General features: G+C 38.7%; 12 protein-coding genes. 3 read left to right on the top strand and 9 right to left on the bottom strand.

Translation table 11 applies throughout. The annotated features are described in order from the left end of the window. Window positions 1–345: 345 nt before the first annotated feature. On the bottom strand, window positions 346–3,687 hold the full coding sequence (locus ACFQZ1_RS08400) for a carbohydrate-binding protein (RefSeq protein WP_377881674.1): 3,342 nt from the start codon (window positions 3,685–3,687) through the stop codon (window positions 346–348). A 362-nt stretch (window positions 3,688–4,049) separates the two neighbouring features. After that, window positions 4,050–7,415 (bottom strand): trifunctional glycoside hydrolase family 18/polysaccharide deacetylase/glycosyltransferase family 2 protein, encoded by a 3,366-nt coding sequence (locus ACFQZ1_RS08395; protein ID WP_483861717.1) that lies wholly within the window; start codon window positions 7,413–7,415, stop codon window positions 4,050–4,052. 893 nt (window positions 7,416–8,308) lie between these two features. On the opposite strand from ACFQZ1_RS08395, the gene ACFQZ1_RS08390 reads away from it, so the two are divergent. Then, on the top strand, window positions 8,309–8,887 hold the full coding sequence (locus tag ACFQZ1_RS08390; protein WP_377881671.1) for a DUF2087 domain-containing protein: 579 nt from the start codon (window positions 8,309–8,311) through the stop codon (window positions 8,885–8,887). A 42-nt stretch (window positions 8,888–8,929) separates the two neighbouring features. Then, window positions 8,930–10,135, top strand: coding sequence for an MFS transporter (locus ACFQZ1_RS08385; protein WP_377881686.1), 1,206 nt, complete (start codon window positions 8,930–8,932; stop codon window positions 10,133–10,135). Between the two features lie 96 nt (window positions 10,136–10,231). On the opposite strand, the gene ACFQZ1_RS08380 is transcribed toward ACFQZ1_RS08385, so the two are convergent. The 4 genes from ACFQZ1_RS08380 to gltB all read right to left on the bottom strand — a co-directional run bounded on the left by ACFQZ1_RS08380 (window position 10,232) and on the right by gltB (window position 19,378). After that, window positions 10,232–12,463 (bottom strand): transglycosylase domain-containing protein, encoded by a 2,232-nt coding sequence (locus tag ACFQZ1_RS08380; protein ID WP_377881670.1) that lies wholly within the window; start codon window positions 12,461–12,463, stop codon window positions 10,232–10,234. 95 nt (window positions 12,464–12,558) lie between these two features. After that, the gene (locus tag ACFQZ1_RS08375; protein WP_377881669.1) at window positions 12,559–12,783 is read right to left on the bottom strand and encodes a hypothetical protein; all 225 of its coding nucleotides are present in this window, start codon (window positions 12,781–12,783) and stop codon (window positions 12,559–12,561) included. Window positions 12,784–13,324: 541 nt separating this feature from the next. Further along, window positions 13,325–14,800: a glutamate synthase subunit beta gene (locus ACFQZ1_RS08370; protein ID WP_377881667.1), complete on the bottom strand. Its 1,476-nt coding sequence runs from the start codon at window positions 14,798–14,800 to the stop codon at window positions 13,325–13,327. A gap of 12 nt (window positions 14,801–14,812) precedes the next feature. Next, window positions 14,813–19,378, bottom strand: coding sequence for a glutamate synthase large subunit (gene gltB, locus ACFQZ1_RS08365; RefSeq protein WP_377881666.1), 4,566 nt, complete (start codon window positions 19,376–19,378; stop codon window positions 14,813–14,815). 130 nt (window positions 19,379–19,508) lie between these two features. Between gltB and gltC the strand changes: the two genes are divergently transcribed. Further along, window positions 19,509–20,426, top strand: coding sequence for a glutamate biosynthesis transcriptional regulator GltC (gene gltC, locus ACFQZ1_RS08360; RefSeq protein ID WP_377881665.1), 918 nt, complete (start codon window positions 19,509–19,511; stop codon window positions 20,424–20,426). A gap of 96 nt (window positions 20,427–20,522) precedes the next feature. On the opposite strand, the gene ACFQZ1_RS08355 is transcribed toward gltC, so the two are convergent. The 3 genes from ACFQZ1_RS08355 to ACFQZ1_RS08345 all read right to left on the bottom strand — a co-directional run bounded on the left by ACFQZ1_RS08355 (window position 20,523) and on the right by ACFQZ1_RS08345 (window position 24,318). Further along, window positions 20,523–21,836, bottom strand: a complete 1,314-nt coding sequence (locus ACFQZ1_RS08355; RefSeq protein WP_377881664.1) for an ammonium transporter — start codon at window positions 21,834–21,836, stop codon at window positions 20,523–20,525. Window position 21,837: 1 nt separating this feature from the next. After that, on the bottom strand, window positions 21,838–22,200 hold the full coding sequence (locus ACFQZ1_RS08350) for a P-II family nitrogen regulator (protein WP_377881663.1): 363 nt from the start codon (window positions 22,198–22,200) through the stop codon (window positions 21,838–21,840). Window positions 22,201–22,920: 720 nt separating this feature from the next. Beyond that, on the bottom strand, window positions 22,921–24,318 hold the full coding sequence (locus tag ACFQZ1_RS08345; RefSeq protein ID WP_377881662.1) for an amino acid permease: 1,398 nt from the start codon (window positions 24,316–24,318) through the stop codon (window positions 22,921–22,923). Window positions 24,319–24,396: the final 78 nt, after the last annotated feature.

Genomic DNA, 24,396 nt, shown 5'->3' with positions numbered 1-24,396 from the left:
AAATAGCCATCCCTTGTCCGAAGGCGATTCATCCCCCACCTACTCATTGGGCTACGCCCTTCACATTCCTTGAGGTGGGAGTATTCTCGCCTATTTTAGATAAATATTTTGTGTTAGTAATTAAGACCTTTTTAAGAGGGAAAGTTCTTTAGATATTTATTTAAAACTATCCCCTTTTAATTTTATAAATTATTCAGCAATGTATTTATTTGTAGAAAGGAACATAAAGGAAAACAGCAAAGCAAACAATCCAAATGTAATTGAACTATCCCCCACCTATCTTCTTTGCTTTTCTCCGAATCTTGAGGTGGGGATCTTACTGCCCGTTAATGCGGGATAAATGCGCTATTGTTGTGACAACACATATTGAGCGTCTCGCAGTAAATAGGTTGCAGCTTCACTTAAAATGTGTTTCCCGCTTTGTGCCTTCACTTCATTCACAAAGCTGTTCAAATCGTTGTTTGCCAATTTGGCCTGCAGGCTATTGGCAATTCCGGCATTATCGATCCATTTTGTATCAGCAAAGTGTGTCACCAATGCCTTTAAGGAATCGATGCTAGCCACTGTCTGAAACTGAACGGTTTTACTCCCCTTATTGCCGGCTAGGTCACTGTAGGATATAACAAGAGTATGCTGACCAAGCGGCAAGGTATACAGCGGGATCGTCGTTCCGATTTTGTAAGAATGTGTATCGATCGTCACCGTCGTCTTGCTGTTGTCGACACCCGAAAAGTTGTCGGTCAATGTAAACTGAGGAGTCAAATCCTCGGAATTTTCATGAATGCTTCCATCACCCGGTACAGATACCGCGATTGCCGGCGCCGTCTTATCGATACCAATAGCAAGATGTTTCACTGCTTCCACATTGCCGACGTTATCTATAGCACGATATTCAACGTTGTGCATACCTTCAGCAGTCAGCGTCAATTCGGTCTTATTTGTCCAATCGCCGCCGTCTACCCTTGTCTCGATACGATTTACACCAGTTCCGGTTGGATCGTCCTCTGCTGTGAACTTCACATTCACATCCTGTGTATTCCAAGCGCTGTCACCGGTAATCCCATCTGTCGTTACCGTTGTAACAGGCGGTTGAACATCGGCGCTTCGACCATAAACTTCAAATTCATAAATATTTGCAGTTCCCGTTTCATTAGCATTTTGCGGCGTAGTAATATAAAGCCTTACATACCTTACGTTGGTTTTTGGTATATACCTGCCCGTTACATTTGAAACGTTTCCTGTAACAGAATCCAGGTCAGTCCAAGTAGTCCCATCCAGACTTCCTTGAAGCTTATAATTTTTAGTATTTAGAGATAAAGTATCGCCGCCTTCTCCTGCATGCTTTACTACCCATCTGGATATGTCATAATTTTGTCCAAGATCAACCATTAACCATTTGTCCACAGTAGTATTTGAAGACCACTTACTGCCACTAGAAGCTGATCCATCTACTGCCTTAGACGGTTCGTAACCCACTATACTTCCGTTAGCTGTAACCGTCTTGTTCAGAGCCAGATTTACTGGAGCAGGATCGTAGCCTAAAGTGGTAACTTTTAATGGAATGCTAGACTCTGAAACATTTCCTGCTTCATCCTTAGCCTTTACAGTAAATTGATATGTCGTTTTTGGAGTCAATCCTGTTACTTTATAGTTCGTACGTCCTGTTGTTGACCCAATCAGAGTATCTCCATTATAAATATCGTAACCTGTAACCCCTACATTACCCTTAAAATTATCAGTAGCTACATCCCATGACAGATTTACCATCTTGTCTGTTACTACTTTCGTTGTGACATTAGTTGGTGCGATAGGCGCTTGCTTATCCGCCGCAAGTGCATCGGTTGTATAATTATTGATGGTCCAATTAGTTATCGTACTCTTTTTGTTGAAGTCTCTTCCGTTTATCACAACCCTATCGGCATAAACATCTACAATCAAGCCTTGACCTGAATCCTTAACAGCTCCATCTCTTACCATTGAAAAGTACTGTTTGTTATAAAAAGTACTCGGTAACGTGAGAGGATAATGAATATGTCCCGTTATAAAAACGCTTTGAGGATATTTCCCAATAATGTCCTCTAATTTTTGATCCTGTACCTCATCACTTTGATAAGGATCCCAAGGATATTCCTGATATACAGTATTATCTAGTGGCTGATGAAGGAATAAAAAGATCGGTTTATCTTTGCTTGCACCCTCTGCCAACTTATCATTTAACCACTGAAGTTGGGTATCTGAAAGATATGCACTGTCCTTATCATCAGTCTCTGTTGCCAAATAGATGAAGTGGTATCCGTTTATCCACTTATCATAATAAGCATCTGGCATACCTGTATGTGTCAAAAATCTGCTTTTAGCAGTATCATATCCTCCCGACAACCACCTTACATCATGGTTCCCTAAAACATAATTGCAATTAAGTTGAGGATATTTATTCATTGTGTTCATAAGTAAATTATATTGTGCATCTGTTCCGTAGCCGGTAAGATCTCCAGCAACGCTAACATTTTGCACATTATTACTAACTGCGTCCTGCAATGCATTGTTAAGTGAGACATTAGCGAAATCACCTGGTACATTTGCATGTGTATCAGAAATGGACATAAAACTGAATTTATAGCTAGTATCCTTCTCAGGTGTTGTTGAAGCAAGAACCGTAACATTGATGCTTGTTGACAATGCTACATTATTCGGATTTGTAACCTCTGCTGGCGGATCTACTGTTCCCGTTACCGTAAAACTCTGCTCGGTCTTTACAGCCGGATCGTAACCTGAAGCAGCTATATTCCATGTCACAGGTGCGTCGACATTTCCGCCATCGGTCACAAGTGCTACTTTACTTGGCAATCCAAGGGATACCGCTGTAGGCGCTGTTCCGTTTATCACTCCTGTAACCGCTGCAGGTGCTGTGATGCTTGTTAGCCTCTTTGGCTTTATCTCTATTGTATAAGTTGCTGTCTTACCGCGTACTGTAACGGTCAGTGTCTGGCTGGCCGCTGCAGTTGAACTGTTGAATCCGCTTACATCGGAAGGTCTGACTTCCTCCACCCTTGTCGAACCGTCGATGTATGTACCTGTAACTACCATACCCGTGATATCAAGACTCTCTCCGATACGGTAAACAGTCTTTGCTGGTGGTTTTGTAATGTCAATGCTGTTCAACGTTTTTGAAAACTGAAACCAGTTGAGGTTGGCTACATATGTTTTTCCCGCTGCTACCTTAAGTACAAGGTATACATCATGAACTCCGGTAACATTGGCGATATCGGTGGATTGAGTCTGATAGACATTCCAGTTGTCTGGTGCTGTAGCAGCAACAGTAAGCGTTCCTGCTAAAGGACCTGTCGGACTGTCAAGCCTGATTTCAATATTACCACCTGCATTTGATCCCTTTACTGAAAGTCTTGCACTAAATTTCGTAGCACCATTAACACCGCTACCAAAGTCAAAATTTTTATATGCTAAATACTGGTTATCATTCGTACCTCCCACACTTTGTCCACCATCTGGGCAAGATTCGACTTTAAGGTAGGCACCCGACTTGGAACTAAAGTTTTCTGCTTCTATCAAACTATATGCATCGCTTGCTGCATGCACCGGCGTATAGCCAACAATACCGCTGAGTAGAAATGAAACTATCAGGATGAATGAAAAGAATGATTTGTTAAACTTCATTAAGTTAACCATAAACATCTCCATTGATTTTTTATTACTATCGATAGTACTTCTATCGTAACAACCGATTGTAAAATTCAAGTCCGCGAACTGTAAACGTATTGTAAAATACGGATTGGCTCCCTTTATCTGCATTCTTTGGAACTCTTTTCATCACTTCTATTATGTCGGCTTATTTTCAGTAAAGCGTTAACAGTCGCATCTGCAATTCCTGAACCTTGTACTAGTAGATAGGTCAAATACTATTGATTCAATTGAGACATTTGTCTTTCAAGTTTTCCAAAACCTTCAGACAAATCAACGATTTCCTTTATTTACGTGGAGACAAGGTTAAATACAACTAACAACAAAAAGAGAGCAGATTATCTGCTCTCTTATGATGCCTCATTATGCCGAGGGGATTGCTCAACACTTCCCATTCGCTTAAGTTTATTCCACCCTACTGCTACTCCTCGAATAGAAGAAAGTATAGATTTAATAACAACATAAGTCATAAATTGACGATAAATAAGACGCTGTAAAATTAACCAGACTAATGGTTTAGGATTTTCCTTCTCTAATTTAAAGGCAAAGAGTGAAGCAAGAAGGTCAATTATAAAGAATAAAAGGTAAAATCCCAAAACTTTTAGGGGATGACTACTAAATATACCTATAACCATTAATAGATCTGCTAATGGAGAAATCGATTGCAGAATAAATTGGAATAGCCACATATTTGGTAATGCAATAAATCCTAATGTTTTATGTTTTACATTAAATAAAGCTTTTCGATGCTTCCAAAGACATTGGAGTGTTCCATACGACCAACGATATCGCTGTTTAATGAGACTTTTCACATCTTCAGGCGACTCCGTATAGGCATATGCTTTTTCTTCATACACAATTCGATATCCTTGACGCAAAAGCGTTAAAGTAAGATCTGTATCTTCCGCAAGTGTGTCTTCCTTTAAATATCCAGCTTTTTCCACCCGTTTTTTATGCCATGCTCCGATAGCTCCAGGAACTACAGTAATACAATTTAACTCATCAAAGGCTCTTCGCTCTAGATTAAACCCTGTAATGTATTCAACATGTTGCCATGTAGTCAACAGATTTCGCCTATTTCCTACTTTAACGTTACCTGAAACTGCCGCTACATTATGGTCTTCAAAATGTCTAACCATTAAAGAAATAGCATCTTGAGCAATAACGGTATCGGCATCTAAAGAAACAACAATTTCTCCTCGTGATTTTTGGATCCCTAGATTCATAGCAGATGCTTTACCGCCGTTTTCTTTTTGAATTAAACGAACTTTAGGGTGGTTATGAAATGCTTCTTTGATTGCTTTTGACGTACCATCTTTCGAGCCGTCATCAACAATAATGATTTCAAAATCTGGATAATCACTATCCATAATAGAACGAATCGTCTTAGCAATAACCTTTTCTTCATTATATGCTGCTATCACAACACTAACGAAAGGTTGATAAGCAGGATTAGTAAAGGAACGAGATGTAGTTTTCCTTTTTTGCTTAAACGCAAAATAAATTAAAAATAGAAACCGGAAAATACCTAATCCAATAGCAATATAAAAAATAGTCGTTAATGTGTGATTAAAATATCCCGCTCCTGAAAAAACAGCTCTATCGAAAGGTAAGTACGACTTATCATAAGAGGAAACAGAAGGCATAACATCATCCCGTTTTTTACCCATCAAATCTGAAATCGTCACAAAACTATATCCGTGTTTTTTAAGATCTTCAATAATAATTGGTAGTGCCTCTACCGTATGGATACGATTCCCACCTGCATCATGAAGGAGAATAACATGTCCCTCACCATTATAAATGGGTTTAAGAACACGTTTTACTAATTCATTCGTCGATGGTTGCGTCCAATCTTCAGGATCAACTTTTTCTCCGACCATTGTATAGTTCATATTTTGAGCACGCAAAATAGGTAGTATCTCATTTGGTAAATACGGCTCAGCATCTGCTTCGTATGGCGGCCTAAATAAAACCGTAGAGTGGCCAGTTATTTCTTGAATGAGTCGCTGAGTTGTATTCAACTCCACTTTTGTGCGTAACTGAGAAGTATCTGCTATATTTGGATGTGTGAAGGTATGATTGCCAATTTCACTTCCTTCATCGTATATCCTTTTAATAATACCGGTATTTAATTGTGCATTTTCACCAACCACAAAAAAATCCGCTTTAATTTTATACTTATTCAATATATCTAGAATTTCCGGCGTGTAATGAGGATCAGGCCCATCATCAAATGTTAGTACTACCTGTTTCCCTTTCGGTTGTCCATAACGCTGTACTTGATATGAAGCAGGAAGCGACTGATACTCCTCATCTGTAAGATAACTATCTTTGCCTACTTTAAAGTCTCTGTATCCATTTTGTCCAGCATTCGTAACCCTTAAGATTTCGCCTTGACCAGAATAATCTACTTGATTTATACTAGCGATTTTATGTAGTGTATCCGGATTACGTTGTACCCCCATAGGATCGTGTAATGCTTTCCATACAGAAGGATCTTCTGCTCCCAATCTCCAGAACGCAAATCCTTTTGCATCATTCTTCGATGCAATCTTCATTTGGTTGTAGAGGGTGACACCATCTAAAAACCAAACAACATGTTCATGTACTCCTTCTTTATATCGAAAATAAGGGTTTCCACTTGTCTTATCCCATTGAATTTTTAAGTTTGAATCATGAACCTTCTTCATGACGTCTGAGAAAGTTAAAGATTCAGCAGAATTTTTGCTATCCATTGCCCAATCATATCCATAGTTCCCGAAAGCGACTATAAGTTTTTCTGAGGGAATATCTAAATGATTAAGTGTATCCTCAAACCACTTATTTGAAGCAATTGGTCCAGGATTCCCCGCTTCATAGTGTTCATCATACATCATGACAATCATGCGATCTATTTCTTTAGCTAATGCTCTATAATCAAAGGTATTATCAGCAGCAGGGACATCTTCCGTCACAAGCAAATCATGCTGGTGAAACACGGTAGTAAGTTCTTTCATAAAATTTGTTAATTCATTTCGATCTTCCTCAGGTATTGACTCAAAGTCGATATTAACACCTGCAAATTGATTAGCTTCGATTTGTTTTTCTAAATCATTAATAAACTTTGTCTGTACATTAGCCGGAGCATGCAACAACTTATCAACCACTGCACCATCAGGACCAGAAGCTTTTTGCGTAAAATTATTGATTAGAGGCATAATTTTTACATGATTTGCTTTCGCTAACTGCACAATTTCAGGTTTAATCTCACTACTAATTGTTAAATCTTCATTTAAGTGATACCATTCCGGCACTAACATGGTTAATGAACGGATATTATCCTTTAAAGAGGTCGTGCTATTTTCATCCCAGTTTACATAAAAACCATAGACTTCTTTAGGCTGTTTACTATTAACCCCTGAACTTGGGGCGTATTTCGTGTTATCTTCTTGGGGATTAGAGTACTTAGATTCTTCATTTTTTAATTCTTTCTGTAACTGCTGATCACTGAGTTTTTCATTAATAGATACAATTTTTTCATTTTGATTTCCAAAAAGTTTCATATGCGGGAAATTCACAGTTGATAAAATACTTCGAAAGAAAAAATAAAAAACAATAATCATAATAATTATTGTGAGACATAGAAACCAATTGAAAAATATTTTTCTTCTTCCTTTCGCATCATAAAAAATAACTTTAGGCTGCTCTTTCTCTTGTTGCGTTTTTTTCTCTATCATTCTTTTAATATACTCCTTTTATTTCCTTCTCGTACAAACATTAAATATTTTACTAGTTGATGACTTCCAGCTTAACCGATTGCTACAAGTAATTATCATGCCAAAAAACAAACTAGAATGTTCTTGCTCATTGTACGTTGCAAGCATATATACTTTTTGAACAACCGCTAATAAGGATTAAATAGACTGAGGATGAATATCATATATCATGCATTACACTGATTCTCAATTCCTCTTATATATCATTCGAACCAATGAAACATTTTGTGGGGGTAGTTTTCTTGAATTTCATACATTCAATGGAATCAAAAAGGCTTAGAAATGTACTATAATTTCTTTAGTAAAAATATGAGGACGAGAACAGAAACGATACCTACAATACCCGCATGAAGTGAAACTTCCATCAGTGGGGGGCTTCATCCCACACTAATGGTTAGTTGAACCGATTGGGCTTTTACGAGCAACTATCCCCTACCTATCTTCTTCGCTTTTCTTTGAATCTTGAGGTGAGGGCTCTACTGCCCGTTAATGCGGGATAAAGATGTATTTTCAAATTCTCATATGCATGTGACGTACCACTTTCCCCCTCTGGTTCATTATTCTAAAATTTTTTCTATATTTTAGAGATACCTTTTTACTTCCCCATTTTTTCAATAAGTGGATTTTCGTAAGCCGAATAGCTAATGTTAGTCTCCCCCATCTTTTCCAAAAATTTCATTCTCACTACATCAAATGCTTTTTGACTAAGAGAGCCCTTCAAGACGTTACGCCATCATTTAATTATCTAAAATAATCTTACTATTTTGAATAAAAACTGTTTAACTACTTGAATATTAAAAGTGATTCAATTATTATCTAATTAGATAATAATCAAAGTAGGTGAGTTTTGAATGCAATTAAACAAAATTGTTGAGTTTCATAAGGCGTTAGGTGATCTTACACGGGTTCGTATTATTGCCCTGCTCCAACAAAGTCCTTTAAGTGGGCAAGAGATTGCTGGGAAGTTAGGGCTTAAGCCACCAACAATTACACACCATATTACGAAGCTCCGAGACATTGGACTTATAAAAGAACGCCGTGATAAAAATACTATCTTTTTTTCTCTTAATACGAAAATATTAGAGATGAATGCTAAGGCTATTTTTACTGTAGGAACAGGAGGCGGTTCAAACATGGAAATGTCGGTTACCGAAGAGGAACGTTCAGCTATTATCAATAATTTCTTCACAAAAGATGGAAAGCTGAAAAATTATCCTGCACAACGAAAGAAAAAGCTTGTCGTACTTTCGCATATGATCAAAGGATTAGAATTCGGGAAAGTTTATCAAGAGAAAGAAATCAATGAATATTTAAAGCAATTTCATGAGGATTATGCAACATTAAGACGCGAGCTCATTATGTGCCAATATATGTACCGAGAAAATAATCAATATGAATTAAATCCTGTTGAGCTATGGTGGTTGAAGTAAAGGGTGTCGCCCGACGCCCTTATTTTTTACCAAACTAATTAGATAGATATAAAATTAGATAAACATAAAATACAATATCGGAAGTTATTTCTAGCTGGAATTGTTAATGGTATTGGGGATCGCTTTAGTTCTGTAGCTGTGTTAGCAATGCTATTGCATTTAACAGGTTCAGGCTTGGCGGTAGGAATGACTTTAGCAATCCGATTGATACCCTCTTTATTCTTTGGACCAATCGGGGGAGTGCTGGCTGATCGATTTTCAAGAAAAACAATATTAGTTGGAACGGACCTTATAAGGATTGTATTTGCCTTGTCCTTCATATTCGTTCAAAGTAAAGAAGATATCTGGATTGTTTATTTTAGTTCATTTATTTTAGCTGCTGGTGAAGCTATATATGGACCAGCAAGAAAATCAGCAATACCTCGACTTGTTAATAAAAAACATCTTGTAAAAGTGAATAGTTTGGAACAAGTAATGATAGGACTTGTTTTAATCATCGGGGCATTTTCAGGTGGAATCGTTTCGTCTATTTTTGGACCTGATGTAACATATTGGTTAAATGCAGTATCATTTTTAGGAGCTGCAGCCATCAACTATACAATTAAATTTCCTGAGAGTGAAAACGTTAAAAAAGTAGAGAAGTCAAAAAATCTAATCTCCACCTTCAAAAAGGTAATCTGGATGTCCGTTTCGGTTCAAATTCTTTTTTTCTGTGAAATATTAATAGCTTCTATTAATGGAATCGATAATGTTTTAATCAGTGTGTATGCGATTAACGAGTTCCATCTTGGAAATGTAGGTGTAGGTCTTTTTTATGGTGCATTAGGTATTGGTTTAATGCTAAGCTTTTCTGTTGCAAATCGATTACGAAAAAATTTTCTTATTACAGGTTTAGTATGTCTATTACTTGAAGGGATATTTCAACTGTTATTAAGTCAAACACATTTAGTACTTTTTGCTTTTCTTATGTTTTGCGGGGCTGCATTTATGTCTGGGATTTGTAATGCGTGCTTTGATACCATTCTTATGAAGGAAATCCCTGAACAGCACCAAGGAACCACGTTTAGACTATTAGCAACAATCATAAATACCGTATTGGGAATATCTATGTTTGTTTCTGGATCCGCATTGCAATACATTACTCCACGTTCTTTAGGGTTGATTGGAGGTATCACCTATATTCTGATTGCCATTTCTCTAATTGTAATCATTTCGGCGAAAGCATATCAAAAAAGAGGTACCATTTGAGAGATACCTCTTTTCTTATGAAAACTTTCTCCTATTTCTTCAATTAACTAAAATTATTACATGTTATGACTAAGTTTCCCCTTTTCGGCACTTACCTTAGTCATGCTCATGCTCATGCTCATGTTTATGTTTATCTTTTTTCTCTTTATTTTTTTTCTCTTTATCTTTTTTATCTTTGTCTTTTTTCTCTTCATCTCCACCATGACCTGGGTTTTCATTATCATTTCCTTCACTATCGTCCTGTTCCGGATTTTGAGCTTCCGGTGAAACAACTGCGGATGGCGCCAAGGATGGAGCTGCTGCTGGTGGAACAGCGTCAGGACTAACTCCATTAATGTACAGCTCATTATTCATTTGATATACGCTGCCCGGCTGCTGAAATCTGGATGTGTCTGTTCCGAATGCTTGAATCATTGCTTTAAAAATAAGGTGTGAGATTTTTGTTGTATCTCCAAGCATATAATTACCCGCGCCATTCTTCGCATAGCCAGTCCAAACAGCCATCGTGTATTGTGGTGTATAGCCGGCAAACCAACTATCATTTGTCGCTTTAGATGGATAGCCGAACTGACTGAGTGTCTTGTCGTCAAAGTTTGTTGTTCCCGTTTTCCCTGCAATATCAAGACCTGGTACATTAGCTGCTGTACCTGTTCCGTTAGAGGCAGTCACTACACCACGAAGCATATCGGTAATCATATAAGCCGTATAGTCATGCATAACGCGTTTGCCTTTCGGCTTAAAACTTATTTCTTTACCGTCTGAGAAAACAACTTTTGTAACGAAATGCGGTTTTGTATACACACCATCGTTTGCAAATGCACCATATGCTCCTGCCATTTCAAGAGGAGACACAAGGTTACTTCCAATTGCGTAAGACTCATAAACCTGATTACCAGAAAACGTAATTCCAAGTGATTGTGCAAACTCTTTTGCTTTATTCAAACCAACTTTCTGTAATGTCTTCAAAGCTGGAATATTACGTGACTCTACTAAAGCGTTTCGCATAGACATAGGACCTTTATAATCCGTATAAGCGTTTCGAATGGGTTTTCCATTTGAGTAATGATACTGTTCGTCCACAAGTTGGTGGTACGTTGACCATTTTAAATTTTCAATCGCCGGACCATAATCAAAGATTGGTTTAAAAGTCGAACCTGGTTGACGGTTTAAATCAATTGCGAAATTATTTCCTCTAAATGTTGCTTTGTATTCATTGCGGCCACCTCCAATGGCACGCACTTCACCCGTTTTCGAATCCATAAACGTGAAAGCCGCCTGGAAACGGTCGTTCGGATAACTCACAATATCTTGCGTATTCATGATTTTATCCGCATACTGCTGCGCTTTCGGGTCAAGTGTCATATAAATTTGAAGACCATCCGTACCGATATTGACGTCTTTCAACTTGTCTTCAACTTCTTTTGTTGCAGCATCCAGAAACGCTTCATACGGCATACCTTCTTGATTGGTTTTCGGAACAATACCTTTTGTTACCGGAACCTTCATTGCATCCTGCATTTGTTGCTCTGTGATATAACCTTGTCTATGCATAGAGTTTAAGACAAGGTTACGGCGCTTTGTCGCTGCTTCTTCGTTTTCCGGTTTAGACGGATCGTAGTTATTCGGACTTTGTGGCAGCCCAGCTAACATGGCAGCCTGGGGAAGCGTCAATTTTTTTAAATCATTCGCTTCAATACCGTAGTAATTTTTCGCTGCGGCAGCAACGCCGTAAGAGCGGTTTCCAAGATTAATTTTGTTCAAGTACATTGTTAAAATATCATGTTTGGAATATTTTTGCTCCAATTTATACGCCAAGTACCATTCCTGTATTTTTCGTTTTAACGTTTTTTCAGGGGACAAAAATGAGTTTTTAATAACTTGCTGTGTAATGGTACTTCCGCCCTGAGATCCGAAGTTCCCAGTCAAGTTTTCGAAAATTGCTTTACCCGTTCGTTTTATGTCTATACCATGGTGTTCATAAAAATGAGAATCTTCTGTAGCAATAAATGCTTGTTCCAACACTTTTGGAACTTGATCATACGTGATTTTTGTTCGTTTTTCCTTTCCATATTCATAGATAAATTTTCCGTCTTTATCATAAAACTTCGTCGATAGTGGGTCCTCCAATTTTGAGGCCTCTATTTTAGGAGCGTCCTTAATCATATAAAAGAAAATAACAACTCCTGCTCCTACTAAACTGATACCAATCAACAAACAGACAAGTAAGATTTTTTTCAACAATGATCCTTTTTTGGAGGACTTTCCACTTTCTTGTTGTTTTTTCTTCGTTTGTTTTCGTTCTTCTCGAGAACGATACATTTCTGACATTATTCTTCTCTCCTACATTTAAGTTTACTTATCAAAGTTGAAGAACCGTTAAATAAGCCCCTTTTGTAAGCTTACTATCTACTAAATTATGTGTATTATATTTGTCCTAAAACTCTCTCATCTATAATACGTACATAACGTACTAAATAAGAATGGATTATATAATCCCCTTCGTCACTTTTCGCGACAAAAAACTTGCCATGTTCCATCTTTTTTAAAACTTCTTGTATAACCTCTTCCTTTTTAACATCTAACCCTTTTATTATTTTTTCCTTTTTAATATCATTATCCAAAGTATAGCAAACAGTAAATTCTTTCAAAGTGAATCTCCCTTTCTAGTACGGTTTCCATGGTTTTAAAGTGAATTTCAATTTATAAGACCAGTATAAGTGTAAAATTTATATACTACATACGCACGTAGTTATCACTCAGTTTTGTTTTCCATAGACTTCACACGTGAAATAAACGTCCATAACATACCCATCTGTGTTGTCTATAAATGTTTTATAAATAGCAACAATAAGACCTAAAAAAATAAATACAAAACCATTCGCAGGAACTCTAATTGTTCTCACTCCTATACGGCTTCCATCTATATTTATTTCGCAAGGAATTTCATTTTTAAGGGGGTCAAAAAAAATTTTTAAGAAAAACCTTTACAAATTCCCAAGAAATATAAAGTGAAACTTCCGTGAGTAGTGAGTCTTACTGCCCCTTAATGCGGGATAATTTAAGACCTGAACAAAAAAGACACTGGATATGTTCAGTGTCTTTTTTGTATATCATATTCATGTAAGGATTTCTGAGTAGAAATATTTTGGTATTTTTTAATTTAATTACTACAAACTATATAAGCTCCTTTTATGGTAAAACAGATGCCCCCATCAAATAACAATCCACTTCACGAGCAACCTCGCGTCCTTCATTAATCGCCCAAACGATGAGGCTTTGTCCCCTTCTTGCATCACCCGCTGCAAATACCCCTTGAACAGAAGCTGTATATTTTCCATACTCCGCTTTAATCATTCGTCCGTCTGTCTCTAGAGCGAATTGATTAACAACTGTCTGTCCTGTACCTTCAAAACCAATTGCAATTAATACAAGCTGCGTTGGCCATACTTTTTCAGTTCCCGGAATTTCTTGGAAAATACTCTTGCCGTTTTCATCCTTACACTTTTCCATTTGAATCGTATGAATTTCTTTTAAGCATCCTTGTTCATCTCCTACGAATTTCTTCGTTTGAATACAATATACGCGCGGATCTTCACCAAACTTCACCTCCGCTTCCTCGTACGCATACTCCACTGTATATGTTAACGGAAACTCAGGCCACGGATTATCACATGCACGCTCTTCTGGTAATTGCGGATGCTTCCCGAATTGCACGACACTGCGGCAATTTTGTCTTAACGCTGTCGCAACGCAGTCAGCTCCTGTATCTCCACCGCCAACTACAATAACATCCTTGTCCTTAGCATCAATGACATTAGTAAAATCGGGATCTAGCAAACTTTTTATAGACTTCGTTAAATATTCCATTGCAAAATGGACACCTTGCAATTCACGACCTTCAATAACTAAATCGCGTTGCTTTTGAGCGCCTGTACAAAGTACAACAGCATCAAATTCTGCTCTCAACTCCGCTGCTGTAATGTCTTTTCCAATTTCGATATTCGTAATAAAGCAGATGCCTTCTTGTTCTAGCAGCTTCACACGGCGCTCCACTACTTCTTTTTCTAATTTCATACTCGGAATCCCATACACGAGCAGACCGCCGATTCGATCAGCTCGTTCATATACAGTGACAGAATGCCCGGCTTGATTGAGTTGATCTGCGGCAGCAAGACCGCTCGGACCCGATCCGACGATAGCCACCTTTTTTCCAGTACGCGCTTTCGGAAGACGCGGTGTCACCCATCCTTCTTCAAAGCCTTTATCAATAATAGCTCGCTCGATGTTTTTAATGGAAACTGCCGGATCGTTAATTGCAACTGTACATGATCCTTCGCATGGTGCTGGACAAACACGTCCAGTAAATTCAGGAAAGTTATTTGTCTTCAATAATCGTCCTAATGCTTCCCTCCATCTGCCCCGGTATACAAGATCATTCCATTCTGGAATCAGATTGTGTACCGGACAGCCCGATGTTAATCCTCTCCTTTCTGTTCCCATTTGGCAGAAAGGAGTCCCGCAATCCATGCAGCGGGATCCTTGCGTACGTAACGGTTCATCTGATAATCGAACAGAAAATTCCTTCCAGTCTTGAATTCGTGCAAGAGGATCACGTTCTTGCGCGTCTTCTCGTACGTAGTCTATAAATCCTGTAGATTTTCCCATGATCTCTTCCTCCTACACTATAACCTTTTTTTCATTTCCTGTTATAGAAACCTTTACCTGACTCGTATTGGCTTCAAACGCCGCCTGAGTAGCTTCTTCCTCACTCATCCCTGCTTCCATTAAGCCTTTCATTGTTTCTACCACTCGTTTGTAATCACTTGGAATCACTTTTACAAAACAAGGTGCATATTCATCCCAGTTTGCTAGTATATGAGCCGCCCTCAAGCTTCCTGTGTAATGGAAGTGGTTTGAAATCAAATAAGCAACCTCTTTCATCTCTTTTTCATCTTTCAATTCTTCTAAAAGCACCATCTCAAGGTTACACTTTGCAGCAAATGCCTCTTTATCTTCTACCAGCACATAGGCAATACCGCCGGACATCCCTGCCGCAAAGTTTTTGCCGACAGAACCTAAAATAACAACGCGACCGCCTGTCATATATTCACAGCCATGATTGCCTACTCCTTCAACAACCGCCTGAACACCGCTATTTCTTACCGCAAAGCGTTCTCCAGCTCGGCCGTAAATATACGCTTCGCCAGAAGTTGCTCCGTAAAGCGCTACGTTTCCAATAATGACATTCTCTTCTGGAGAAAAGCTTGCTTTCGAATGCGGATGAACAATAATTTTCCCGCCAGATAATCCTTTACCAACAAAATCATTTGCATCGCCTTCTAACTGAAGCGAAATTCCTCTCGGCACAAATGCACCAAAACTTTGCCCCGCTGAACCGTTGAAATATAACTGGATTGTATCTTCAGGCAATCCTGCTTCCCCGCATTGCTTCGTCACTTCACTGCCAAGAATTGTTCCAACTACACGATCAACATTGCGGATCGACAATACAATCTCCACTGGTTTTTTCTCGCGAATTGCTGTTTCGCATAGCGGAAGAATTTCACGGACATCTAAAGACCGCTCCAGCTTATGCTGTTGCGGGCGTTTAAACGTCCGCACTGCTCCGTTAGGCGGCTGATACAACATTGCCGATAAATCTAGGTGCTTCGCTTTCCAGTGCGAAGCTGCCTGTTCGCTAGTAGTTAGTATATCTGTTCTTCCTACCATTTCCTCTACTGTTCTAAAGCCAAGTTGTGCCATAATCTCACGTACTTCTTGCGCGACAAATAGCATGAAATTAACGATATCATCCGGACTGCCCATAAACTTCTTGCGCAGCTCTGGATTTTGAGTCGCCACTCCGACTGGGCATGTATCCTTATGACAAGCACGCATCATTACACACCCTAATACAACTAGAGGAGCTGTAGCAAATCCAAACTCTTCTGCTCCAAGAAGTGCGGCCATAATGACATCATGCCCTGTCATCAACTTCCCGTCCGTTTCTATCACGACACGATCTCTCAGTTGATTGATTAACAACGTTTGATGAGCTTCCGCTAATCCAAGTTCCCAAGGCATTCCGGCATGTTTCACACTTGTCCGAGGAGACGCTCCTGTTCCTCCGTCATAACCACTAATTACAATTACATCTGCAACGGCTTTCGCTACACCTGCAGCAATTGTCCCAACCCCGGATTTTGACACGAGTTTTACGCTAATACGTGCGGATGGATTGGCGTTTTTCACATCGTGAATTAGTTGTGCCAAATCTTCAATGGAATAAATATCATGATGCGGCGGCGGAGAAATTAAACCAACACCTGGCGTAGCTCCCCGTACTTCTGCAACCCACGGATAAACTTTTTTACCCGGCAGCTGTCCGCCTTCCCCTGGTTTTGCTCCTTGCGCCATCTTAATTTGAATTTCATCCGCATTCACTAAATATTGACTCGTTACACCGAAACGTCCCGATGCAACCTGTTTAATTGCACTGCGGCGTAAATCTCCATTTGCGTCAGGAATATAACGCTTCGGATCTTCTCCGCCTTCACCGCTGTTGCTTCTTGCACCTAAACGATTCATAGCAATCGCGAGCACCTCATGCGCTTCCTGACTAAGAGCGCCATAAGACATCGCCCCTGTCTTGAATCTGCGAACGATAGATTCTACGGATTCTACTTCTTCTATTGAAATAGACTGTTGTTCATTCTTAAATGTAAAGAGATTACGTAAAAATGCCATCTGCTCTTTATTTGCCTGCTCGGAATATTTTTTAAATAATTCATAGTCTCCAGCTCGGCAAGCTTGTTGCAGCATGTGAATCGTTCCTGGGTTAAAGGCGTGATATTCACCATGCTTTCTCCATTGGAAATCACTTCCTATTTCTAACGTTTTATCTTCGTAAACTGCTTCTGAAAATGCTTTCTCGTGGCGCAATAACACTTCTTGCTCAATGACATCTAAGCCGATACCATCAATTTTTGAAGGCGTACCTTTGAAATAGTTCTCAATCACCGATAAGCCAATTCCAAGTGCTTCAAAGATTTGTGCCCCCCGGTAACTTTGCACTGTAGAAATTCCCATTTTAGACATTACCTTTATAACACCATCTGTTGCAGCGGCAATGAAATTCTTTTCCGCCTGCTGTTCATCCATGGAAAGGGATTCATCTTGAATCAATTGCTTTAATGTTTCGAAAACTAAATACGGATAAATAGCATCTGCCCCATAGCCGATCAGCATAGCGAAATGATGCACTTCTCTTGCTTCACCTGTTTCTAAAAGGATGCTCACTTTTGTGCGTGTTCCTTTTTCAACGAGATAGTGATGTAGGCCACTTACAGCTAATAACGTCGGAATCGCTGCAAATACTTTGTTTAATCCGCGATCAGACAAGATTAACAGCCTCGCGCCGGATTCAATTGCTTGATCCGCCGCTTGGAATAATTCGTTCAGTGCCTTTTCCAAATTGTTTTGAAACAACAGAGAAAGCGTCGCTACTTGAAATTCTGGATGTGTATTATTTGTAATCTTCCGAAAATTAATATTAGATAAAATCGGAGTTTCTAATCGAATTCTTTTCATCACCTGCGCATCCGGGTGCAAAAGATTTCCCTCTCCTCCTAGGAATGTTACCATTGAAGTTACCGCATACTCACGAATCGCATCGATTGGCGGATTCGTTACTTGCGCAAAGGATTGCTTAAAGTAATTGAACAGCAGTTGCGGACGATTAGATAACACAGCCAGCGGTGTATCAGTACCCATCGAGATAATTGGATCTTTTCCCTCTTCCACTGTAGGAATGATATGTTTTGTCACATCTTCATACGTATAACCAAACGCAATTTGCTGCGCGAATACATCTTCAACAGATGCTTCATTCTCTATTGCTTCTGGCAACTCATCAACTCTTATTAAATTCTCTTCTACCCATTGACGGTATGGCTGTTCTTTTGCTATCTGTTGTTTAATCTCCTCGTCCGAAACGATTCGGCCTTCTTCTATGTCAACTAGCAGCATTTTCCCTGGACTTAGTCGATCTTTGTAAGCGACTTGTTCAGGTTTCACATCAATAACCCCTACTTCAGAGGAAAGGATAATATAATCATCTTTTGTCACATAATACCGAATCGGACGAAGACCGTTACGGTCTAAAATCGCACCAATTTGTTTACCATCAGTGAAGGAAATCGCTGTCGGTCCATCCCACGGCTCCATCAAGCTGCTGTGATATTCATAAAAAGCTCTTTTTTCCTGATCCATCTCGTCCTCATAAACCCATGGCTCTGGAATCATCATCATCGCAACTTGAGCAGGCGTACGACCTGCCAATACAAAAAATTCAAAACTATTATCTAAAATAGAAGAATCACTTCCATTCATATCAATAACAGGTAATACCTTCTCCAATTCTTCTCCAAACACTTCCGAAACAAACTGCTTCTCCCTTGCTTTCATCCAATTAATATTTCCGCGCAGCGTATTAATTTCACCATTATGAACTAAATAGCGATTAGGATGGGCACGTTCCCAGCTTGGAAAAGTATTTGTACTAAAGCGTGAATGTACTAAAGCAAACGCAGAAGCAAACCTTTTATCCTGCAGGTCTAAGTAGAATGCACGAATTTGATCTGGAGTCAGCAAACCTTTGTACACGATTGTCCGGCTTGAGAAACTTACAACGTATAACCCGTTTTCTTCGCCTTGCTCTAACTTCTCCATTTTTTTACGAATGATATAAAGTTTACGTTCAAAAGCGATTGTGTCTTTCATATCGACACTCGCACCAACAATTACTTGTTGCATATAAGGCTGACTTGCTTGTGCCGTTTCTCCAATCGCATCTGGATTAACCGGTACGTCTCTCCATCCAAGCAAAATTTGTCCTTCCGCTTCAATGATGTCTTCTATCTTCTTCTGATAATCCACTCTTTCTTTTTCTTCTTGTGGAAAGAATATCATCCCTACACCGTAACGACCTTGTTCCGGAATCGACATATCGCATATTTCTTGTAAGTAAGCGTGCGGAATTTGGAGCATAATCCCAGCCCCATCTCCTGTTTTCGAATCGCTTCCCTGCCCGCCGCGATGTTCCATTTGGCAAAGCATATATAATCCTTTTTCAACTATATCGTGGGAGGCTTTTCCTTTCAGATGAGCATACAAACCAATACCGCACGCATCATGTTCAAGGCCCGGATGATATAATCCTTGAGGTTGAAAGTTTTTCTTCATCTCCGTATCCCCTTTTCTCTATATTTATCTCGTCTAAATTTATAATTTTATTTTAATTTCCAATATTCATATAAACAATATATAATTTAGATACAATTCATCTCATTTTGATATGAAAGGGGATACATATATGGAACTCAGACAGTTGAAATATTTTATCGAAGTCGCTAAACAGGAACATATATCAGACGCAGCCGAAACATTACATGTTGCACAATCCGCTGTCAGCCGCCAAATTGCAAATTTAGAAAGCGAATTAGGGGTTTCATTGTTAGAACGCGAGGGGCGTAATGTTAAACTCACTCCTATCGGCAAGATATTTGCTGAACATGCGATGATTGGATTAAAAGCCATTGATAATGCCAAACAACAAATTTACGAATATCTAGATCCAGAACGAGGCACGATTCGCGTAGGATTCCCTTCCAGCCTGGCAAGTCATACACTTCCAAATGTAATCTCAACATTTAAAAAGGAGTATCCTCATATTGGATTTCATTTACGACAAGGCTCTAATAACTTTCTCATAAACGCCATTAAACAACGAGATATAGACTTAGCTTTCATCGGTCCTGTTCCGACACGTGACCCAGATATTCACGGAGATATCCTATTTATGGAGAAAATCGTCGTGCTATTACCCGAAACACACCCTTTAGCTACCCAAACGCGACTTTCACTATATCAATTAGCCGGTGAGTCCTTTGTCTTTTTCCCCGAAGGGTTTATCCTTCGAGAAATTGCTGTAAACGCTTGTTTGCAAGCAGGATTCCGTCCGAATATCCCATTTGTAGGCGAAGATCTCGATGCAATAAAAGGCTTAGTTTCCGCAGGAATCGGCGTCACTTTATTACCCGAAATTACACTTTATGAAAATCTTCCAAAGAATACCGTGAAAATACAAATTCTCGACCCGGAAGTAAAGAGGACAGTCGGATTAATTTCTCCTCGAAATCGAGAACTTCCCCCCTCCGAAAAACTATTTTATGATTTTGTAAGACATTATTTCTCAATGCTTTCAAAGCATCAGTTTTCAGATTTTATATAAATTTCATATACAAAAGAAAGCCTTTGTGTACATACTCTCTTTGTACACAAAGGCTTTTTACATCCTTCATTTCAAACTTTTAATAGCCAAAGGCTACTATACAATTTCACCTGCAACTTCCTTACTATCAATTGGAGCGACACTAATCCCAGTCGTTTCTTCAAAATCATATAAACTCGTAGGCAAATCAACAAAGCGTTCCAATTCATTGTAGGCTGGTATACCATGATATGACATATCAAGCCCCTCTTCTTCCTCACGTTCACTTACTCGGAAGCCAACAGTTTTTTCAGATAGCTTCGCAATAAAGATACCACCTAAAATTCCCCAAGCACCAATTACTATCGCTCCTAATAATTGTACAGCCAGAAGTGAAAAATGACCGGTTGTTAGAAGACCGTCCGTCATATCAAATAACCCAACAGCAATCGTTCCAAATACACCATTGAATCCATGTACAGCAACCGCACCAACCGGATCATCGATTCTCCAATTATCAATCAGCAGTGTAGCATACATAACAATTAAACCACTTATAATTCCAATAATTACAGCACTCCACTGCGAAACATATGCTCCTCCCGCCGTAATTGCTACTAAGCCGGATAATACACCGTTAATCGTCATACTCGGATCAGCTTTACCATACTTTTTCAACGTCATAAATAAAGCAACCACACCACCGCTCGCTCCCGCCAACATAGTATTGATAGCTACCGGCGCAAGTATTGGACTAGAGGCATCAAGGGTACTCCCTGCATTAAAACCGAACCAACCAAACCATAAGATAAATGCTCCAGAAGAAGCCAAAGGAATATTACTAGGCGCAAAAACATTCGCGCTGCCGTCCGAATTAAATCTTCCTTTTCTTGGACCCAACAGCTTCGCCATCGCCAATGCAGTAAATCCACCTAAGGCGTGAATCGCAGCCGATCCAGCAAAATCTTTCATTCCTAATTTAGCCAACCAGCCGTCACTATTCCAAATCCAATGACCTGAAATTGGATAAACTAACAACGTTACTATAGCCACCGTCAAAATATACGCCTTAAAATTCATCCGTTCAGCTACCGCCCCCGAAATGATGGATACACACGCAATCGCAAAACCCATTTGAAATAACACAAAAGCAGCACTAGGCAATTGTATTCCTAGAGATATTTTTTCAGGACTACCAAATAAATTAATACCAATTATTCCGAAAGCATCTTTCCCAAACATAAGACCAAAACCAAGCATCCAAAAAACTAGGGCTCCCACTGTTAAATCCACAAAAATCTTCATCGTTACATTCACAGCATTTTTTGTTCGAACCAAACCCGCTTCTAGTAAACTAAAACCGCCTTCCATAAACAAAACCATTGCTGCGGCTATTACAACCCATACAGTATTTAGATACATTAACTTCAAGTCATTCCCCTCCTTCCTCAGCTAAGTCATCTATACTCAAATCCAACTTTCCTGTCCGTATGTTATAAGCTTCAAAAATAGGATAAACATAAATCTTACCATCACCATCTTCACCCGTTTGGGCAGAAGCAATAATAGTCTTTATCGTCCTTTCCACCATATAGTCTGAGAGAACGATTTCAAGTTTTATTTTCGGATGAAGCGTAACTTTATAATTCCTTCCACGATACACCCCTTGTGCATCCCTTTGCTTTCCTCTTCCTACCACCTGAGATACAGTAAATCCTGTAATCCCAATGTTTTTCAACTCTTTAATCGTATCCGTTAACCTTTCAGGCCTTATAATTGCTTCAATCTTCTTCATCCAGCACCCTCCTATGTAAGGTTTTCTAACATCGATTGAAATAAATTATAACAACAAAAGAACAGATGTCAATCCATTGTTAGAATATTTTTTAAATACCCTTATTGAACAAAGAGAAAAAAATAAGCCCATAGAAGAAGATGAATTTAACCATGAAAAGAAAATGCATTTAATTGTAGTAAGTAAAGATTTATCTTATTTCAATCACATCCAGCCGATTCAAAGACTATAGGATCCGATGTCATATTCCGCACATAATTTCCAACTAGCGACATCTATAAAATATGGGGGTAGTTCCAATATAAGGGAAAAGCATTTACAGTAACTTATGTCATCAATATCCTTGAAGTATATCGAATAAACATTATCAAACTTTCTCCCTCTTAATGTAAGTTGACTCACACTGTATCAAGCCTTGTCATATGAATTGCGCATAAATAGTTGCATAAGACAGAAAAAGAGAATACACAACATCGATGAGGTGTTTTCTTAAGTAGCAAATCATTCATCCCAATCAAATACTACTTGAATGACAAAAAGAGGTGCAATTCGCACCTCTTTTCTTTGTAATCCTCTACATATCGCATTGCTGATGTAATTACAGACAAGCCCTACTACTCAAACTCACTTTATTTAGTGAATCCCTACCAATCAACATTGTAACAAAACAATTAAAAGTAGTGATTGATTCAAACTACTCAAATTAACAAAGACTTACAATTATTTTTTATCTCCAGCCAAATTACTTTTATTTTTTCCGTATAACGTATATATAACTAGTCCAATCAACATCCAAACCACAAAACGAATCCAAGTAATTTCAGGAAGACTAGCAATAAGATACAGAGAAAAACAAATTCCGATTAATGGAATAAAAGGAACTAAAGGCGTCTTAAATTTCCTTTCTAAATCCGGTCGTTTTTTTCTTAACACAATTATAGATGAACAAATTAGAACAAACGCCGATAATGTACCAATATTAACTAATTCAGCCACTTCACTTATAGGAGTAAAACCCGATATAATCGCTGTAATAACCCCAATTATCACAGTCGGACGATGAGGTGTTTTGTATTTAGGATGCACTTTTGTAAACCATTTTGGTAATAATCCATCTCGACTCATTGCAAACCAAATTCGTGAACCTGCAAGTGTGAACGAAAATAAAACAGAAAGTATACCTGTAATAGCTGCAGCAGAAATAAATAAAGTAATCCATTTTAATCCTGCATCACTAAAAATCTTAGCTACTGGTGCAGCATTATTCAATGTATGGTATGGTGCCATACCTGTAATTACTAAAGACATCCCAATATATAGACATAACGCAATAACCAAAGAAATTACTACAGCTCTTGGTAAATCACGTTGTGGATTTTTTGCTTCTTCTGCCGCTGTAGTTAATGTGTCGTAACCAAATACAGCAAAAAATACAAGAGCAGCACCACTCATTACACCCTTGAATCCAAAAGGCATAAAAGGATGCCAATTAGTAGAATCAATATAGAAACTCCCTACAGCAATTACTACTAAAATAATACTTAACTTAATGATAACCATGAGGGTATTAAATTTAGATCCCCATTCCATACCTAATGTCAATAAACCGGCAATAGCAAGACTTATTATCATTGCAATTAAATCTACTCTATGCCCCGCACCTGTACCTGGAGCCCCTTGAGCCCAAACAGGAATATGAATTCCAATTTGTTGAAGGAGTTCTTGCATATAACCAGACCATCCAATAGCAACTACTCCAACTACTAAAATATACTCAAGTAAAAGATCCCATCCAATTAACCAAGCTACCCCTTCCCCGAGTACAGCATAACTGTAGGTATATGCACTTCCAGCAACGGGGATGAGTCCAGCAAATTCCGCATAACATAATGCAGCTGCTGCACTAGCTAATCCTGCAATGATAAAAGATAAAATAACTGCAGGTCCAGCATGTTTAGAAGCTGCTACTCCCGTTAATACAAAAATACCTACTCCAATTATACCGCCTAAACCAATTGCAGTAAGTTGCCACAACCCTAGAACTCGATTCAATCCATTGCTTTTTCGACCTTCTTCTTGTAAGTGGTCTATAGACTTTTTTCTAATAAATGCATTCACTTCATGTCCTCCTACTATGATGTCTAAAAATAAGATAAAATAATTAGAATTTTAATTATTTTATCATGATTAAACATT

This window comes from Bacillus sp. CGMCC 1.60114 (assembly GCF_042676365.1).
Lineage (GTDB): Bacteria > Bacillota > Bacilli > Bacillales > Bacillaceae_G > Bacillus_A > Bacillus_A rhizoplanae_A.
Note: the sequence above shows the minus strand (reverse complement) of the source record. Positions and strands in the feature narration are given on the sequence as shown.

Coding starts and splice junctions, on each gene's coding strand:
- ACFQZ1_RS08350 (WP_377881663.1), bottom strand. CDS start 22,200: ATGAAGAAGATTGAAGCAATTATAAGGCCTGAAAGGTTAACGGATACG.
- ACFQZ1_RS08370 (WP_377881667.1), bottom strand. CDS start 14,800: ATGGGAAAATCTACAGGATTTATAGACTACGTACGAGAAGACGCGCAA.
- ACFQZ1_RS08390 (WP_377881671.1), top strand. CDS start 8,309: ATGCAATTAAACAAAATTGTTGAGTTTCATAAGGCGTTAGGTGATCTT.
- gltC (WP_377881665.1), top strand. CDS start 19,509: ATGGAACTCAGACAGTTGAAATATTTTATCGAAGTCGCTAAACAGGAA.
- ACFQZ1_RS08400 (WP_377881674.1), bottom strand. CDS start 3,687: ATGGTTAACTTAATGAAGTTTAACAAATCATTCTTTTCATTCATCCTG.
- ACFQZ1_RS08380 (WP_377881670.1), bottom strand. CDS start 12,463: ATGTCAGAAATGTATCGTTCTCGAGAAGAACGAAAACAAACGAAGAAA.
- gltB (WP_377881666.1), bottom strand. CDS start 19,378: ATGAAGAAAAACTTTCAACCTCAAGGATTATATCATCCGGGCCTTGAA.